Source organism: Baekduia soli (genome assembly GCF_007970665.1).
GTDB lineage: Bacteria > Actinomycetota > Thermoleophilia > Solirubrobacterales > Solirubrobacteraceae > Baekduia > Baekduia soli.
Window position 1 is genome coordinate 3,087,289 of the sequence record NZ_CP042430.1, and the last position, 15,625, is coordinate 3,102,913.

Sequence of the window (15,625 nt, forward strand, 5' to 3'; positions counted from 1 at the left end):
TCCCTCGGAGACTCTCCCGGGGATGGCCGACGACATCCGCAGCACCCTGCGCCCCGACGCCCGGGGCCCCGCGCCCGAGGACCGCGACGACGCGCTCGCGCTCGGCGACGAGGCACGGGAGGCCGGGCCGGGCCACGGCCTGCAGGCCCGAGGCCCGGACCTGCGACCCTACCTGCCGGCGATCGAGCCCGAGCGCCAGGTCACCGACTGGGGGCGCTCGGAGCGCGTCGAGGGCTTCGTCGACCGCACGCTCTACGAGTTCTTCTACAAGCTGTGGTTCCGGTGCGAGGTGGAGGGCATCGAGCACGTGCCCGCCGAGGGCGGCGCGCTGCTGGTCTCCAACCACTCCGGCGCGCTGCCGCCCGACGCGCCGATGATCGCCAAGGCGATCAAGGAGGAGCACCCCCACCCGCGGCCCGTGCACCTCACGGTCGAGCACTTCTTCAAGGGCTACCCCGGGCTGTCGATGCTGGTCCCCAAGATCGGCGGCGTGCCCGCCCACCCGGCCAACGTCCACCGGCTGCTGGCCGATGAGCAGCAGCTCGTGCTCGTGTTCCCCGAGGGCCGCAAGGGCACCGAGAAGCTCTACAAGGACCGCTACCGGCTGCGGCGCTTCGGCCGCGGCGGCTTCGTGCAGGCGGCGATGCGGGCGCGCGCGCCGATCGTCCCGGTGGCGGTCGTCGGCGCCGAGGAGGCCCAGCCGATCTTCGCCCACGTCCGCGCGCTGCAGAAGCTCACCGGGCTCATCTACTTCCCCGTGACCCCGGCGTTCCCGCATCTCGGCCTGCTCGGCGCCGCCGGCTACCTCCCCGCCAAGTTCAAGATCCGCTTCCTGGCGCCCGTGCCGACCGACGACCTCGGCGACGAGCCCTGGGAGGACCGGGCCCTCGTGCAGACGATGTCCCACGACATCCGGGCCACGATCCAGGAGCAGCTGCTGGACATGCTCGGCAAGCGGCGCTCGGTCTGGTTCGGATGACGTCGCGGCGGATCCTCATCACCGGCCTGTCGACCTACTGGGGCGCGCGGCTGGCCCAGGCTCTCGAGCAGGACCCGGCGATCGAGACGATCATCGGGATCGACCGCACGCCGCCCAAGCTGGCGCTGGAGCGCACGGAGTTCGTCCAGGTCTCCGACGCCCACTCGCTCATCCGCCGCATCGTCGACGCGGCCGAGATCGACACGGTGGTCGACACGCGGCTCGTCGTGGACTCCATCGTCACCAGCCGCGCCCGCGCCCACGAGAACAACGTCATCGGGACGATGAACGTGCTCGCGGCCTGTGGCGGGGCGGGCTCGCCGGTGCGCAAGCTGGTGTTCAAGTCCAGCGCGCGCTGGTACGGCGCCGAGCAGGACGACCCGGCCTACTTCACCGAGGACATGCGCCGCCCGCACCCGCCGCGCACGGCGATCGAGCGTGACATCGTCGAGGCCGAGGCCGGGGTGGAGGACTTCCGCGTCAAGAACCCCGCCACGACCGTGACCGTCCTGCGGTTCACCAACGCCCTGGGCCCGGACCTGCGCACGTCCTGGCAGGCCTACCTCGGCATGCCGGTGATCCCGACGATCCTCGGGTTCGACCCGCGCTGTCAGTTCCTGCACGAGGACGACATGGCCGACTGCCTCGAGCACGCCGTGCGCCACGACCTCGACGGGGTGTTCAACTGCGCGGCCGACGGCGTGCTCGCGCTCTCGGAGGTCATCGACCTGCTCGGCAAGTCGATGGTCCCGGTGCTGCCGCCGTGGGGGACGGGGCCCGCCGTCGCCGCGCTGCGGCGCGCCGGCGTGCCGCTGTACCCCGAGATGCTGCCCCAGCTGCGCTTCGGCCGCGCGCTGGACAACCGCCGCTTCAAGGCCACGGGCTACCGCTACGGCTCGACGACGCGCGAGACCGTGCTGCGCCTGCGCGAGCAGCAGACCCTGGAGCCGATCCTGCGCGGCGGGGGCGGCAGCGCCTACCGCTACGAGGCCGCCGTCGAGGAGTTCCTGCGCTTCAGCCCGAGCGTGCGCCAGCCCAACGTGCGGCCCACGCCGGTCCCGGCCAACACGGCGCCCGGGGATCGCTCGGCGGGGCCGCCGGCCGCCATCGCGCCGCCGGCGCCGGCACCCTCGACCGCCGGCTACGCCGGGCTGACGGCCAAGGAGATCATCGGCCTGCTGCCGTCCATGGACCGCGCCGGGCTGACCGCACTGCGCGCCCACGAGGCGCAGGGCGCCGCGCGCCAGAGCGTCCTTGGCGCCATCGATCGGCTCCTCGCGCGCCCCGCGACCGCCGCGGGCTGATCCCGTCCCGCCCCATCGGGTGGCAGCGGGCCTTGCAGGGGTTCTTGGCCGCCGCGGGCTGGGCTACCCTGGAGATCCGCCCGTCGGTCGCCCCTCCCCGTGCGCTCCAGAGTCCTCATCGCCTTCTCCGCGCTGCTCGCGGTCCTCGTCGTCGCCGCTGTCGGCACGATCGTCTACGACCACGGCCACCGGGACACGATCGCCAAGGGCGTCACCGTCGGCGGCGTCGACGTCGGGGGCCTGCACCGCGCGGAGGCGACGGCCAAGCTCCGGCGCGCCATCCTCGAGCCGCTGCAGCGGACGATCGTCGTCGACCACGGGCGCCAGCGCTGGCGCCTGACCGCGCGCGAGGCCCGCGTCACCACGAACCTCGACGCCACCGTGGAGGATGCCCTGGCCCGCAGCCGGACGGGCAACATCCTGCAGCGGACGGTCCGCGGGATCACCGGCGGCTCGGTCGACGCCCACCTGCAGCCCCAGGTCACGTTCTCCGACGCCGCGGTCATCCGGCTGCTGGACCGGGTGCGCACGGCGACGAACCGGCCGTCGATCAACGCCACCGTCAAGTTCTCGGCGGCCGGCCTGCAGACCACGCCCAGCCGCGACGGCCTGGCCGTCGACGCCTCGGGCCTGCACCGCCGGATCAAGGCCGCGCTGGCGTCGCCGACCGCGTCGCGCCGCTTCAGCGCGGTGACCCACCACGTGGCGCCCAAGGTCACCACGGACCAGCTCGCCGAGCAGTACGGCACGGCGCTCATCGTCGACCGCGCCGACTTCAAGCTCAAGCTGTACAAGCGCCTGAAGGAGGTCAAGAGCTACTCCGTCGCCATCGGCGCCGTGGGCCGCGAGACCCCGGCAGGGCTGTACCACATCCAGAACAAGGCGGTGAACCCCGCCTGGACCAAGCCGAACTCCGACTGGGTCCCGAAGGACCAGCGCGGCGAGGTCGTGCCCGGCGGCGACCCCGCCAACCCGCTCAAGGCCCGCTGGCTGGGCATCTTCGACGGCGCCGGCATCCACGGCATCGACCCCAGCGAGTACGGCTCGATCGGGCACGCGGCGTCGCACGGCTGCGTGCGCATGCGGATCCCCGACGTCGAGGACCTGTACCCGCAGGTCCCCGTCGGCGCCCCGATCTACATCGCCTAGTCGTCGTCGGTGACGACGGCCCCGCTCTCGGTGAACGGGCCCGGGGCGATCTCGGTCGGCGGCCCGCTGTGGGGGTCGGCGCGGATCTCCTGCAGCGGGACCTCCTCCCAGCCGTCGGCCAGCAGGGAGGCATGGTGGTCGGAGTGGCGAAAGACCAGCGAGCCGATGAAGATCCCATGCGTCCGCTTCCGCAGCACCGCGTACCAGAGCGTCGAGGCGCCGTCCGAGCCCTGCACCTTGTGCCACGGCCGCGGCGGCAGCTCGTTGCGCTCGGCCACGCCCGCGTCCATGAGCTGCTGATGCGTCGCGACCTGCCCGCTCTGCGTGTCGATGAAGAACAGTCCCACGCCCACCGAGGATAGACCCCGCCTGGAGCCCAGCGCGGCCTGGCGCGAGGCGCTGGCGCTCTTCGACGCCGATCTGGCGCGTCGGGGGGCGGCCGCGCGCACGCGGCGCGCCTACGGCTTCGACTGCACGCAGTTCGCGCTCTGGTGCACGACCCAGGGCCTCGACCCGGCGCAGGTCTCCACGCGCGTCCTGCGCCGCTACGCGGCTGCGCTGGGCGAGCGCGACGTCGTCGCCGCCACCGTGGCGCGCAAGCTGGCGGCCCTGCGCTCGCTGTACCGGACGCTGCGCGAGCACGGCCACCTCGCCGCCAGCCCGGCCGACCTGGTCCCCGCGCCCAAGCGGCCCCAGAAGCTGCCGCACGTGCTCAAGGCCGACGAGGTCGCCGCGCTGCTGGACCGCATCCCGGCCACCACGCCGCTGGACGTGCGCGACCGCGCGCTGTTCGAGCTGGCCTACGCCTGCGGCCTGCGGGCCGAGGAGCTCGTCAACCTCGACGCCGGGTCGCTGGACTTCGATGCCGAGGAGGTCCGGGTCGAGGGCAAGGGCGGCAAGACGCGGATCGTGCCCGTGGGGGAGCCGGCGGTCCGCGCCCTGACGCGCTACGTCGAGCGCGCCCGGCCGACCCTGGAGACCGACCGGGCCGAGACCGCGCTGTTCCTCTCGAAGTCCGGGCGCAGACTGTCGACCTCGGACATCCGGCGCCGCCTGCGGGTGTGGGGCCGGCGCGCCGCGCTGCAGGGCGGCGTCCATCCGCACGCCCTGCGCCACTCGTTCGCCACCCACCTGCTCGACGGCGGCGCCGACCTGCGGGTGATCCAGGAGCTGCTCGGGCACAGCAGCATCTCCACGACGCAGATCTACACTCGGGTAGAGTCCGCGAGGCTCAAGTCGGCGTATGCGCGTGCGCATCCGAGGGCTTGACGGCCAGGGAACGGGATGGAGACCAACGTCAAGGCCATCGAGCTGCGAGACCTGTGGCGCCGTTACAAGACCAACGGCGACACCGCCGCGCGCGAGCGACTCGTCGTCGCCTACTCGCCGCTGGTCAAGTACGTCGCGGGCCGGATGGCCTCGGGGCTGCCCGCCCACGTCGAGGAGGCCGACCTCATCTCCTACGGCCTCGTCGGCCTGATCTCGGCGATCGAGCGCTTCGACCTCGAGCGCGAGATCAAGTTCGAGACCTACGCGATCACGCGCATCAAGGGCGCGATCATCGACGAGCTGCGGTCCCTGGACTGGGTGCCGCGGTCCGTGCGCGCCAAGGCGCGTGAGATCGAACGCGCCAACACGAAGCTCGAGCACCAGCTCCAGCGCGCCCCGACCGACGAGGAGATGTCGGCCGAGCTGAAGGTCACCGTCGAGGAGTTCCAGGAGTCGCTGCTGCAGATCTCCAACTCGTCGGTCGCGGCGCTGGACGAGCTCTGGACGGTCGGCGACAGCTCGGGGGACGCCGTCTCCCTGCTGGACACGCTGACCGACGACAGCGCGCCGGATCCCGCCGACGTCATGGACCAGACCGACCTCAAGGACCGGGTGGCCGACGCGATCGCGCGGCTGCCCGAGCGCGAGAAGCTGGTCGTGGCCCTCTACTACTACGAGAACCTGACGCTCCGGGAGATCGGCGAGGTCCTCGGCGTCACCGAGTCGCGCATCTCCCAGCTGCACACCAAGGCCGTGCTGCGCCTGCGCTCGCGGCTCATCGAGTCCGAGCAGCACTGACCCCGGGCCGGCCTTGCGACCTCGTGCCGATCGGCGCTAGGGTCGCGGCTTCCGAACATCAGGCCGCGGCAAGCCTGAGCGAGGCCCAGGCGGTGCGGTCCCGAGGAAAGGAGCCTGGGCATGCACAAGGCTGCGGACCGCATCCGCAACGTGGCCCTCGTCGGTCACCGCGGCAGTGGGAAGACCTCGCTGTTCGAGGCGCTGCTCTACCAGGCGCGGGCCACGAACCGACTCGGCAGCGTCGCCGACGGGACGTCCCTGTCGGACGCCGACCCCGACGAGCAGGCGCGCGGGATGTCCATCGGCGCCGCCCTGAACTCGTTCGAGTGGCAGGACCGGCGCATCAACCTGCTCGACACCCCCGGCGAGCCCAGCTTCGTCGCCGACGCGCTCGGCGCCCTGCGCGTCTGCGAGTCGGCCGTCTTCGTGGTCAACGCGGTCATGGGCGCCGAGGTCTCCACGATCCGGCTGTGGGAGCGCGCCTCCGAGCTGGACCTCGCCCGCCTGATCTTCGTCAACATGCTCGACCGCGAGCGGGCCGACTTCTTCCGCACCCTCGACTCGCTCAAGGCGGCCTTCGGGCCCCACGTGGTGGCCACCGAGATCCCCATCGGCAGCGAGCACGAGGTCACGGGCCTCATCGACCTCGTCGACATGAAGGCCTACGAGTACTCCGACGCCTCGCGCGAGAACTGCCGCGAGATCCCGATCCCCGAGGAGCTGCAGGCCCAGGCCGAGGAGTTCCGCGAGAACCTCATGGACGAGGTCGCCGAGGTCAGCGACACGCTCATGGAGCGCTACCTCGAGGGCGACGAGATCGCCCACGACGAGATCGTCGCCGCGCTGAAGGACGGCACGAACCACGGCGGCATCTTCCCCGTGACCTGCGGCGTCGCCACGCGCAACCTCGGCACGAACCGGCTGCTGGACGCGATCGTCGAGGACCTCCCGTCGCCGGTCAAGCACGGCGTCATGGACGTCACCGACCACGTCGCGCTCGAGCCCGTCGAGGACAAGGAGCTGTTCGCCTACGTCTTCAAGACGCGCGCCGACCCGTTCGCCGGGCGCATCAACCTGTTCCGCGTCTACCAGGGCGTCCTGGAGCACGACAGCCACGTCCTCAACACCCGCCAGCACGGCAAGGAGCGCATCGGCCAGCTCATCCGCTTCTGCGGCAAGGAGACCGAGACGGTCGACGAGTTCGGGCCCGGCGACATCGGCGCCGTGGCCAAGCTCAAGGAGACCCGGGCGGGCGACTGGCTGGCCTCGCGCGACGAGCCGATCGCCATGCCGGCGATCAAGCTGCCCGCGCCCGTCATGGCCTTCGCGATGGAGCCCAAGACCAAGGGCGACGAGGACAAGGTGTTCACCGCCCTGCGCCGCCTGCAGGAGGAGGACCCCACGATCGACCTGCACCGCGACCAGCAGACGGGCGAGCAGATCGTCGCCGGCCTGTCGCAGATGCACGTCGAGGTCCTCGTGGACCGCCTGCACTCGCGCTTCGGCGCCGAGGTCACGCTCAAGCCGCCGCGCGTCCCCTACCAGGAGACGATCCGCCGGCCGGCCAAGGCCCACGGCCGCCACAAGAAGCAGACCGGCGGCCGCGGCCAGTTCGGCGACTGCCACATCGAGATCGAGCCGCTCGAGCACGACGCCGCCACGGCGGACTTCGAGTTCGTCGACGCGATCAAGGGCGGCGTGATCCCGCAGGGCTTCATCCCCGCCGTCGAGAAGGGCGTCCTGGAGGCCATGGCCCACGGCCCGGTGGCCGGCTACCCGGTCAAGGGCGTGCGCGTGCGGCTGTTCGACGGCAGCTACCACACGGTCGACTCCTCCGAGCACGCGTTCAAGACCGCGGGCTCGCTGGCCATGCGACAGGCGATGGCCGACGCGGGAGCGGTCCTCCTCGAGCCGATCATGACCGTCACGCTGTCGGTGCCCGAGGACTCCGTCGGTGACGTCATCGGCGACCTCAACTCGCGCCGCGGCCGCCCGCAGGGCATGGAGCCCGTCGCCTCCGGCATGACCGAGGTCAAGGCCGAGGTGCCGATGGCCGAGATGCTCACCTACGCGCCGGACCTGCGCGCGCTCACCGGCGGGCAGGGCGACTACACGATGGAGTTCGCCCGCTACGAGGAGGTGCCCGCCCATCTCGCCTCAAAGGTGGTCGCCAAGATCACCGCCGAGGAGGAGGCCGCGGTCTAGGACAGGCGCATTGCTAGTCTCGGCGGCGGCTTGACCCGCAAGTCGATCACCACGAACCCCCCGATCGTCGCCTGTGACGTGTGCGGCCGAACGCTGCTGCGCGGGGAGAGCGCCGACGTCTTCCTCTCGGGCGGCTCGCGGCGCAACGTGTGCGACCTCTGCACGGGCCGCGCCGTCCACGAGGGCTGGATCCGCGAGGGCCTGGACGACATCGTCTCGCGCGGGCGCGACCAGCGCCGGCGCGGCGGCTCCCTGCTCTCGCGGCTGCGCTCCGGGCGCCGCGGCGACGGGGCGCCCGACGCGCCGGCCGTCCGCGAGCCCGGCGGCCGCTGGCCGGCGCCCGGCGCCGGCCGCCACGACGCGCCCGACGAGCCCCCGCCGCTGCCCGAGCCCGAGCCCGAGCCGCTGCGCGCCCCGCCCACGCCCGCCCACCATCACGAGCCGGCCGACCACACGCTCTACGAGTCGCGCTCGGTCCGCGGCGTGCCGACCAACGCCGAGCTGAAGGTCGCGCGCGCGCTCGAGCTCTTCAACGGCTCCCAGCAGATCCGCACGGTCGCCGGCGTGGCGCGCTCGCTCGGCGCGCCGATCGTCAGCGCCCGGCCGTCGCGTACCGAGGGCAGCGTCGTGACGATCGTCGTCGCCTGGGAGCTGTCCTGGTACCGCTTCGAGGTCGACCTCGGCAACGAGGCCGCGGGCGTCCGCGTGACCACCCAGGGCTCGGAGCTCTCCGAGCTCGACGAGATCGAGCAGACCGCGAACGCCGCGGCCGACGAGCAGGGCCGGTTGCACCCGGCGGCGTCCCTCGCCTAGTGTCCCGCCCGCCGATGACCGCCCGGACCCTCGATCGATGATCTTCTGCGTGGTGCCCGAGGAGCTGGCGCCCGAGCTCTACGACCGGCTCGCGAGCTACTACGCCGACGATCCCAACGTCGAGGTGATCATCGACCGCCGCCGTTCCGAGCGCCGGTCGGTCGACGGCGACGAGGCGAGCACCCACCGCCGCGAGGTCCGCGACCGGCGCCGCTCGCGCGTCGTGGGCGAGTTCCCCCAGCTCGACCCGGAGTGAAGCTCGTCGTCCACGTCGACGGCGGGGCCCGCGGCAACCCGGGGCCGGCGGCCGCGGCCGCGGTGCTCTCCGACGCGACGGGCACGGTGGTCGACGAGGCGACCGAGACGCTCGGCGAGACCACCAACAACGTGGCCGAGTACCGGGGCCTGCTGCTCGGCCTGGCCCGGGCGCGGGCGCTGGGCGCCACGGAGGTCGAGGTCGTCAACGACGCCGAGCTCATCGCCAAGCAGGTCAATGGCGAGTACAAGGTCAAGCACCCGGCCATGCGGGCCCTGCACGAGGAGGCCCTGCGCGCCCTCGGGGCCTTCGACGCGTGGACCGTCCGCACCGTCCCGCGGGCCCGCAACGCCGACGCCGACGCGCTGGTCAACCAGGCGCTCGACGCGGCGCGCTGATCCGTAGGGTGGGCGCCATGCGCGCCCTGCAGTCGCTCCGCGCCCGGCTCGCCGAGCTGGCCGACCTGTCCGCCCTCGGGATGCTGGCCGCCTGGGACCAGCGCGCGATGATGCCGCCCGGCGGGGCCGCGGGGCGGGCGCGCCAGATGGCGACGCTGCAGCGCCTGGCTCACGACCGCGGCACGGCCGATGAGGTCGGCGGCTGGCTCGAGGAGCTCGAGGGCCGTGCGGGCGAGCTGGACGACCTGGACCGCGACATCGTGCGCATCGCCCGCCGCGACTGGGACCGCGCGCGGCGCGTGCCCGGCGAGCTGGCCTCCGAGCTGGCCCAGGCTGCGGCCGAGGGCCAGGCGGTCTGGCAGGCCGCCCGTGCGGAGTCCGACTTCGCCGCGTTCGTCCCGGCCCTGCGGCGCAACGTCGAGCTCGCGCGCGAGTATGCGGCGTGCCTGGACGGCGGCGGCAGCCCCTACGACGCGCTGCTGGGCGACTACGACTTCGGGCTGACGGCGCAGCGCATCCGCGAGATCTTCGGGCGCCTGGCGACCGAGCTTCCGCCGATCGTCGCCCGGGCCGCGGACGTGCGGCGCACCGACCCGGTCGGGCTGAGCATCCCCGTCGAGGTCCAGCAGGCCATGGTGCGCGGGGTGCTGGCCCGGGTCGGCGTCGACGACGAGGGCTGGCGGCTGGACACCGCGGCGCACCCGTTCTCGGCCTCGATCGGGCCGCAGGACACGCGCCTGACGACCCGCTACGAGGACGGCCGGCTGGAGTCCGTCGTCGCGGCGCTGCACGAGTTCGGCCACGGGCTCTACGAGCGCCAGATCGCCCCCGAGCTTGCGCGGACCAACCTCGGCCACGGCACGTCGATGTCGGTGCATGAGTCCCAGAGCAAGCTGTGGGAGAACCACGTCGGGCGCCACCCCGCGTTCACCGCGGTCCTGGTCGACGAGCTCGAGCGCGCGGGCATGGTCTGCGACCCCGAGGTCCTGCGGGCCGCCCTGGTCGACGTGCGCCCGTCGCTCATCCGCGTCGCGGCCGACCCCGTGACCTACCCGCTGCACATCGTGCTGCGCTTCGAGCTCGAGGTCGCGCTCGTGGAGGGCACGCTGGACATCGCCGACCTGCCCGCGGCCTGGCAGGACCGCCTGCAGCGGCTGCTCGGCGTCGAGGCGCCCGACGACGCCAGCGGCGTGCTGCAGGACGTCCACTGGGGCTCCGGAGCGTTCGGCTACTTCCCCAGCTACGCGATGGGGGCGATCATCGCCGCCCAGCTCTGGGAGCAGCTCGAGTCCGACCTCGGGCCCCAGGACGACGCGCTGGCCGTCGGCGAGGTCACGGCGGTCCGCCACTGGCTCGGCGAGCACGTCCACCGCCACGGGCGGCGCCTGGACACCGAGCCGCTCGTGGAGCAGGCGACGGGGCGCGGCCTGGACGTCGAGCCGTTCCTGCGCCACGTGCGCACCCTGGTCTGACTCAGGGCAGGCCGACGAACGGCAGGCGGCCCGTCAGCCGGGCCGCCTCCACGACGTCCATGACGCGCTGGGTACCCGGCAGGATGAGGAGCTGCACGCCGGCGGCGTCGGCGGCGTCGGTGGCGCCCAGCAGCGCCCGCAGCCCCGACGAGTCGATGAACGTCACGGCCTCGAGGTGCAGGACCACGGCGTCGGCGCCGCCGCGGATCGCGCGGCGCACCGCCCGCAGCACGCCCGGCGACCCGACGGGGTCCAGCTCCCCGGACAGCGCGACGTGCTCGACGCGCGACGTCACGCTCACAGGACCGCTCGGCCGCGGCCGTGGGCGAGGAAGGCCAGCAGGGCCAGGATCGCGATGGCGAACAGGATCGGGTGGACGATCGTGCCGCCGGCGATCGCGATGACGAGCAGGACGATGCCGATGATGAGCCACAACATGTGGAGCCTCCGAGGGGTCCGGGTGATCGGGTCGGCACACCGTGGCGGGGGACGGGACGGGCGGCGAGCGGACCCGTTGGGATGTCGACGTCTGGATGCGGACGTTTCGCGGCGGCGAGATGGGTACACCCGAACCCGTGCCCGGCGCTGTCATCAGCCTGCTCGACGCCGACCCGGACTTCGCGGAGGGCCTGGACGAGGCCACGCGGGAGCGCGCCCGTCCCGCGGCGCGCACGCGGGTGCAGCGCCTGAGCCCGGGCGCCTGGGACGCCGCGGCGGCGATGGAGCCCGAGCAGCACCACCGCGGCTTCCTCATCGTCGACGGCCTGCTGGCCCGCGAGGTCGACGTGATGGGTCGCCGCTGCTGCGAGCTGCTGGGCCACGGCGACGTCATGCGCCCGTGGCAGTGGGACCCCGAGGGCTCCCACGTGCAGGCCGAGGTGGGCTGGGAGGTGCTCGAGGCCGCCCGCCTGGCCGTGCTCGACCACGCGCTGGTCCAGCGCCTCGCGCCGTTCCCGCAGCTCGGCGTCGAGCTGTTCGCCCGCGGGATCCGGCGCGCTCACGCGCTGGCCGTCGCGCTGGCCATCAGCCATCACCAGCGCGTCGACGACCGCCTGCGCCTGACGCTCTGGCACCTGGCCGAGCGCTGGGGCCGCGTCGCGCCCGAGGGCCTGGTCGTGCCGCTGCCGCTCGGCCACGAGCGCCTGGCGATGCTCGTCGGCGCCCACCGGCCGAGCGTGACGACCGCCATGGGCGACCTCGTGCGCGAGGGCCTGGTCTCACGCCGCGACGACGGCGACTGGGTGCTGCACGGGGCGCCTCCCGACCAGCTGCGCCATCACCGCCTGGCCGCCGCGCTGACCTAGCCGCCGACGTAGGCCGCCAGGTGCTGGCCGGTGAGCGTCGACCGCGCGGCGACCAGGTCGGCCGGCGTGCCCTCGAAGACGACCCGGCCGCCGTCGTGGCCGGCGCCGGGGCCGAGGTCGATGATCCAGTCGGCGTGCGCCATGACCGCCTGGTGGTGCTCGACGACGACGACCGACGTGCCGCCGTCCACGAGCCGGTCCAGGAGGCCGAGCAGGTGGCGCACGTCGGCCAGGTGCAGGCCGCTGGTCGGCTCGTCGAGGACGTAGACCTCGCCCGTGCCGGCCATGTGGCTCGCCAGCCGGAGCCGCTGGCGCTCGCCGCCCGACAGCGTCGTCAGCGGCTGGCCGATCGTCAGGTAGCCGAGGCCGACGGCGGCGAGCCGCTCGAGGATCCGATGCGCCGCGGGCACCCGGCCCGCGCCGTCGGCGAAGAACGCCGCGGCCTCGTCGACCGCCATCGCGAGCACCTCGTCGATGTCCCGGCCGCCGAACGTGTACTCGAGCACCGACGCGTCGAAGCGCCGGCCCTCGCACTCCTCGCAGGTGACGGCGACGCCGGCCATCATGCCGAGGTCGGTGTAGACCACCCCGGCGCCGTTGCAGGCGGGGCAGGCACCCTCCGAGTTGGCGCTGAACAGCGCCGGCTTGACGCCGTTGGCCTTGGCGAACGCCTTGCGGATCGGGTCCAGCAGCCCCGTGTAGGTCGCCGGGTTGCTGCGGCGCGAGCCGCGGATCACGCCCTGGTCGACGGTCACCACGCCGTCGCGCCCGGCGACCGAGCCACGGATGAGCGAGCTCTTGCCCGAGCCGGCCACGCCGGTCAGCACGACGAGCACGCCGAGCGGGATGTCGACGTCGACGTCCTGGAGGTTGTTGGTGTCCGCGCCACGGACCTCCAGCGCGCCCGAGCCCGTCCGCACCGCCGGCTTCAGCGCGGCCCGGTCGTCGAGGTGGCGCCCGGTGACCGTGGCGCTCGCGCGCAGCGCGTCCACCGTGCCCTCGAAGGTCACCTCGCCGCCCTGCGCGCCGGCGCCCGGGCCGAGGTCGACCACGTGGTCGGCGATGGCGATCGTCTCCGGCTTGTGCTCGACGACGAGCACCGTGTTGCCCTTGTCGCGCAGCGCCAGCAGCAGCGCGTTCATCCGCTGGATGTCGTGGGGGTGCAGCCCGATCGTCGGCTCGTCGAAGACGTAGGTGACGTCGGTCAGCGACGATCCGAGGTGGCGGATCATCCGCGTCCGCTGCGCCTCGCCGCCCGACAGGGTGCCGGACGGCCGGTCCAGCGACAGGTAGCCCAGCCCGATCTCGACGAACGAGCCGAGCGTTGCGTGCAGGGCCTGCAGCAGCGGCGCGACCGACGGCTCGTCGAGGCCGTCCACCCACGCCGCCAGGTCGGTGATCTGCATGGCCGAGGCGTCGGCGATGCTGACGCCGCCGATCGTCGAGGCCCGCGTCGCCTCGCTCAGCCGGGTGCCGTCGCAGTCGGGGCAGGTCGTGAAGACCACCGCGCGCTCCACGAAGGCGCGGACGTGGGGCTGCAGCGCGTCGAGGTCCTTGGACACCATGGACCTCTGGATCGACGGGATCAGCCCGGCGTAGGTCAGGTTGATGCCGTCGACCTTGATCTTCGTCGGCTCGCGGTACAGCAGGTCGTGGCGCTCGCGCCTGGTGTAGGCCTTGATCGGCTTGGCCGGGTCGAAGAAGCCGCAGCCGCGGAAGATCCGGCCGTACCAGCCGTCCATGCTGTAGCCGGGGATCGTCAGCGCGCCGTCGTCGAGCGACTTGTCCTCGTCGTAGAGCGCCGAGAGGTCGACGTCGTTGACCGCGCCGCGGCCCTCGCAGCGCGGGCACATGCCGCCGGTGCGGCAGAAGCTCGCCTTCTCGGTCCGCGTCCGGTCGCCGCGCTGCACGGTGATCCCGCCGCTGCCGTGGACGGAGGCCACGTTGAAGGAGTAGGCGCCCGGCGGGCCGAGGGACGGCGTCGCGATCCGGCTGAACAGGATGCGCAACATCGCGTCGGCGTCGGTGACGGTGCCCACGGTGGATCGGGGGTCACTCCCCAACCGCTCCTGGCCGACGCTGATCGCCGTCGTCAGCCCGTCGAGCACGTCGACCTCGGGCCGCGCGGTCGTGGGCATGAAGCCCTGCACGAACGCGCTGTAGGTCTCGTTGATCAGCCGCTGGGACTCGGCGGCGATCGTCCCGAACACCAGCGAGCTCTTCCCCGAGCCCGAGACGCCGGTGAAGACGGTCAGCCGGCGCTTGGGCAGCTCGACGCTGATGTCCTTCAGCGTGTTGACGCGCGCGCCGAGCACGCGGATGCGGTCGTGGCGGTCGGCGGCGTGCGCGCTCATCGGGCCTCCTCGGCGTCGGCGAGCCGGCAGCCGTCGCGCAGGAGCTCGCGGCCGGTCAGCCGGCACTCGGTGTCGCGGCGGCGCTGCGCGCCGGATCGGGGCGCCGCGCTCATGCGCCGGGCCCCAGGGCCGGCGGGGCGAGGGTCAGGCGCGCCGCGGGGTGCAGACGCAGGTCCAGCGTGCGCAGGGCGTCCTGCAGGGCGGGGTCCTGCGCGGCGATGGCCTGGCCGCGGTGCACGACGGTGACCGGAGGGCCGCCCTCGAAGATCGCCCAGTTGACGAGCTCGTCGCCCAGGCGCGAGGGGTAGCGCAGCCCGGCGAACGGGTGGCCCAGCTCGTCGGCCGGCGTCGCGAACACGTGGCGGGAGACGTCCTGGGTGAACGCGCGAGGGGTGCGGCGGCGCACGTCGCCGCCATCGAGGTCGTCGAGCCCGTAGTGCACGAGCCGCGCGGCGAGCGCGACGCGCAGGTGGGCGAGCGAGTCGGAGTGCGCGACGTCGGCGAAGGGTCCGGGCGGCGCCGTGGCGACGCCGAGGCAGCGCGTCGCGGTCCAGGTGTCGGGGACGAGCCCCGGGGCGATCGTCGGGAACGGGCCGTCGCGCTCATCGCCTTCGATGGCCTCCATCTCGGCCACCAGGGCGACGTCCACGCGGAAGCGGGCGAGCGTCTCGAGGAACGCGCCGCGCCGCCGGCCGGCGGCGTAGAGCACGCGGTACTCGCCGAGCGGATCGTCGTAGCGGTTGCCGAACGTGCCGTCCGGGCCCGCGTAGGCCCAGTCCGGCCAGGCCCAGGCGTCCGGGCGGCGGCCGACGCGGTAGAGCTCCCCGGACGGCGACGCGGCCCGCAGCCCCGGCGTCATCCCCCGACGAGGAACGCGCGCGAGGCCGCGACCACGGCCGGGCCGACGTCCTCGAGGTCGCCGTCGCGCAGCAGCCGCGCGGGGGAGCGGTCGTCGAGCTGGGGGTTGAGCCCCTGGAACCACGCCTGGGCCACCGCGTCGGAGTCGGCCGCCGCGATGGGCAGCGCGATGCGCAGCGCGAACCGCAGGCGCTGCTGGACCTCCTGGCCGGGCGTGCGCTCGCCCTCGGCCCAGCCGTGGACCGCGCGGGTCTCGCGCACGCCGCCGAGGTAGGCGACCAGCCGGGCGCCGAGGACGGCGCGCAGCTCCGCGGCCACCTGCGCGAACGGGGCGCGCGTGGCGTGGGTGTGGGCCTCGAGGTCGGGGCGGGCGTGTTCGGCGAGGGTCATGGCGATCTCCTTGGCCACCGATCGTACGACGTCTCGATCCCAGACGCAATCACAACCTGAATCACCGCATGATCAC

Annotated in this window: 17 protein-coding genes; 11 read left to right on the plus strand and 6 right to left on the minus strand. The window is 73.5% G+C overall.

The features are described 5' to 3' along the window. Positions 1-22 precede the first annotated feature (22 nt). The 3 genes from FSW04_RS14665 (at position 23) to FSW04_RS14675 (ending at position 3,432) form a co-directional block, all read left to right on the plus strand. Complete coding sequence (locus tag FSW04_RS14665) at positions 23-979, plus strand: lysophospholipid acyltransferase family protein (RefSeq protein ID WP_146920508.1); 957 nt, start codon at positions 23-25, stop codon at positions 977-979. Next, the gene (locus tag FSW04_RS14670; protein WP_146920510.1) at positions 976-2,283 is read left to right on the plus strand and encodes an NAD-dependent epimerase/dehydratase family protein; all 1,308 of its coding nucleotides are present in this window, start codon (positions 976-978) and stop codon (positions 2,281-2,283) included. Before FSW04_RS14665 ends, FSW04_RS14670 begins: the two co-directional genes overlap by 4 nt. A 99-nt stretch (positions 2,284-2,382) precedes the next feature. After that, on the plus strand, positions 2,383-3,432 hold the full coding sequence (locus FSW04_RS14675) for a L,D-transpeptidase family protein (protein WP_146920512.1): 1,050 nt from the start codon (positions 2,383-2,385) through the stop codon (positions 3,430-3,432). Here the strand turns inward: FSW04_RS14675 and FSW04_RS14680 are convergent. Then, a complete protein-coding gene (locus tag FSW04_RS14680; protein ID WP_146920514.1) occupies positions 3,429-3,779 on the minus strand; it encodes a hypothetical protein in 351 nt (116 codons plus the stop codon). The two genes, FSW04_RS14675 and FSW04_RS14680, sit on opposite strands and share 4 nt — an antisense overlap. Here FSW04_RS14680 and FSW04_RS14685 point away from each other — a divergent pair. From FSW04_RS14685 to FSW04_RS14715, 7 genes are all read left to right on the plus strand, one after another. Beyond that, positions 3,763-4,701: a tyrosine recombinase gene (locus FSW04_RS14685; protein ID WP_146920517.1), complete on the plus strand. Its 939-nt coding sequence runs from the start codon at positions 3,763-3,765 to the stop codon at positions 4,699-4,701. The two genes, FSW04_RS14680 and FSW04_RS14685, sit on opposite strands and share 17 nt — an antisense overlap. 15 nt (positions 4,702-4,716) lie before the next feature. Continuing rightward, complete coding sequence (gene whiG, locus FSW04_RS14690) at positions 4,717-5,499, plus strand: RNA polymerase sigma factor WhiG (protein ID WP_146920519.1); 783 nt, start codon at positions 4,717-4,719, stop codon at positions 5,497-5,499. 120 nt (positions 5,500-5,619) lie between these two features. Beyond that, on the plus strand, positions 5,620-7,704 hold the full coding sequence (gene fusA / locus FSW04_RS14695) for an elongation factor G (RefSeq protein WP_146920521.1): 2,085 nt from the start codon (positions 5,620-5,622) through the stop codon (positions 7,702-7,704). A gap of 30 nt (positions 7,705-7,734) precedes the next feature. Continuing rightward, positions 7,735-8,517: a hypothetical protein gene (locus FSW04_RS26095; protein ID WP_187368788.1), complete on the plus strand. Its 783-nt coding sequence runs from the start codon at positions 7,735-7,737 to the stop codon at positions 8,515-8,517. A 37-nt stretch (positions 8,518-8,554) separates the two neighbouring features. Next, on the plus strand, positions 8,555-8,773 hold the full coding sequence (locus FSW04_RS14705) for a hypothetical protein (RefSeq protein WP_146920523.1): 219 nt from the start codon (positions 8,555-8,557) through the stop codon (positions 8,771-8,773). Beyond that, positions 8,770-9,171: a reverse transcriptase-like protein gene (locus FSW04_RS14710; RefSeq protein ID WP_146920525.1), complete on the plus strand. Its 402-nt coding sequence runs from the start codon at positions 8,770-8,772 to the stop codon at positions 9,169-9,171. The genes FSW04_RS14705 and FSW04_RS14710 overlap by 4 nt, the downstream gene beginning before the upstream one ends. A gap of 17 nt (positions 9,172-9,188) precedes the next feature. Beyond that, on the plus strand, positions 9,189-10,643 hold the full coding sequence (locus FSW04_RS14715) for a carboxypeptidase M32 (RefSeq protein ID WP_146920527.1): 1,455 nt from the start codon (positions 9,189-9,191) through the stop codon (positions 10,641-10,643). Between the two features lies 1 nt (position 10,644). Here the strand turns inward: FSW04_RS14715 and FSW04_RS14720 are convergent, their stop codons facing one another. Together FSW04_RS14720 and FSW04_RS26100 are read right to left on the minus strand one after the other, a co-directional pair. Further along, a complete protein-coding gene (locus FSW04_RS14720; RefSeq protein WP_187368789.1) occupies positions 10,645-10,938 on the minus strand; it encodes an STAS domain-containing protein in 294 nt (97 codons plus the stop codon). A gap of 2 nt (positions 10,939-10,940) precedes the next feature. Further along, complete coding sequence (locus FSW04_RS26100; RefSeq protein WP_187368790.1) at positions 10,941-11,081, minus strand: hypothetical protein; 141 nt, start codon at positions 11,079-11,081, stop codon at positions 10,941-10,943. A gap of 137 nt (positions 11,082-11,218) precedes the next feature. Here FSW04_RS26100 and FSW04_RS14725 point away from each other — a divergent pair, with 137 nt between their 5' ends. Next, positions 11,219-11,947, plus strand: a complete 729-nt coding sequence (locus FSW04_RS14725; protein WP_187368791.1) for a helix-turn-helix domain-containing protein — start codon at positions 11,219-11,221, stop codon at positions 11,945-11,947. Here FSW04_RS14725 and FSW04_RS14730 read toward each other — a convergent pair. The 3 genes from FSW04_RS14730 to FSW04_RS14740 form a co-directional block, all read right to left on the minus strand. After that, entirely contained in the window at positions 11,944-14,301 is a 2,358-nt protein-coding gene (locus FSW04_RS14730; RefSeq protein WP_146920534.1) for an ATP-binding cassette domain-containing protein, read from the minus strand. The two genes, FSW04_RS14725 and FSW04_RS14730, sit on opposite strands and share 4 nt — an antisense overlap. Before the next feature lie 109 nt (positions 14,302-14,410). Next, positions 14,411-15,160 carry an RES domain-containing protein gene (locus FSW04_RS14735; protein WP_146920536.1) on the minus strand — a complete coding sequence of 250 codons (750 nt, stop codon included), beginning with the start codon at positions 15,158-15,160 and terminating at the stop codon, positions 14,411-14,413. Continuing rightward, positions 15,157-15,549, minus strand: coding sequence for a hypothetical protein (locus tag FSW04_RS14740; protein ID WP_146920538.1), 393 nt, complete (start codon positions 15,547-15,549; stop codon positions 15,157-15,159). The genes FSW04_RS14735 and FSW04_RS14740 overlap by 4 nt, the downstream gene beginning before the upstream one ends. Between the last annotated feature and the right edge of the window lie 76 nt (positions 15,550-15,625).

Excerpts from the sequence above, each read along its gene's own strand:
- FSW04_RS14665 (WP_146920508.1), top strand. The coding sequence starts at position 23 with ATGGCCGACGACATCCGCAGCACCCTGCGCCCCGACGCCCGGGGCCCC.
- FSW04_RS14670 (WP_146920510.1), top strand. The coding sequence starts at position 976 with ATGACGTCGCGGCGGATCCTCATCACCGGCCTGTCGACCTACTGGGGC.
- FSW04_RS14685 (WP_146920517.1), top strand. The coding sequence starts at position 3,763 with ATGAAGAACAGTCCCACGCCCACCGAGGATAGACCCCGCCTGGAGCCC.
- whiG (WP_146920519.1), top strand. The coding sequence starts at position 4,717 with ATGGAGACCAACGTCAAGGCCATCGAGCTGCGAGACCTGTGGCGCCGT.
- fusA (WP_146920521.1), top strand. The coding sequence starts at position 5,620 with ATGCACAAGGCTGCGGACCGCATCCGCAACGTGGCCCTCGTCGGTCAC.
- FSW04_RS14705 (WP_146920523.1), top strand. The coding sequence starts at position 8,555 with ATGATCTTCTGCGTGGTGCCCGAGGAGCTGGCGCCCGAGCTCTACGAC.
- FSW04_RS14715 (WP_146920527.1), top strand. The coding sequence starts at position 9,189 with ATGCGCGCCCTGCAGTCGCTCCGCGCCCGGCTCGCCGAGCTGGCCGAC.
- FSW04_RS26100 (WP_187368790.1), bottom strand. The coding sequence starts at position 11,081 with ATGTTGTGGCTCATCATCGGCATCGTCCTGCTCGTCATCGCGATCGCC.
- FSW04_RS14730 (WP_146920534.1), bottom strand. The coding sequence starts at position 14,301 with ATGAGCGCGCACGCCGCCGACCGCCACGACCGCATCCGCGTGCTCGGC.
- FSW04_RS14735 (WP_146920536.1), bottom strand. The coding sequence starts at position 15,160 with ATGACGCCGGGGCTGCGGGCCGCGTCGCCGTCCGGGGAGCTCTACCGC.
- FSW04_RS14740 (WP_146920538.1), bottom strand. The coding sequence starts at position 15,549 with ATGACCCTCGCCGAACACGCCCGCCCCGACCTCGAGGCCCACACCCAC.